The 277-nt window shown below is 38.6% G+C and carries 1 pseudogene; it reads right to left on the bottom strand.

Going from position 1 to position 277, the window contains the following annotated elements:
- Positions 1–14 precede the first annotated feature (14 nt).
- Positions 15–277: pseudogene (locus tag CF394_RS00885) on the bottom strand (YhfX family PLP-dependent enzyme); the annotation flags it as partial.

The raw sequence follows: 277 nt of genomic DNA, 5'->3' as shown, positions 1-277 counted from the left end.
CCGATAACGATCATTCACTCGATTACATTTCCTTTAGAATCATATACACCGATAAGTTCAGGATCTTCAGCAACGTTTTTTAAGATGGCTATATGTGCATTCGTGACAAAGACTTGTGTACGAAAAGCAAATATTGCCGTATCGCCGACTTTTGCTTCAACTGTGTTTAATGAACCGTAATAATCAATATGATCAGGCGTCATTTCAATAGCTTGAACCTTCTTAAGATGATCTTTGTTTGTTCCAACGAGCGCCGCTTTCATATGTGAACGCGGAT

Origin of the sequence: Tetzosporium hominis (genome assembly GCF_002265435.1) — a bacterium.
GTDB classification, from domain to species: Bacteria; Bacillota; Bacilli; order Bacillales_A; family Planococcaceae; genus Chryseomicrobium; species Chryseomicrobium hominis.
Note: the sequence above shows the minus strand (reverse complement) of the source record. Positions and strands in the feature narration are given on the sequence as shown.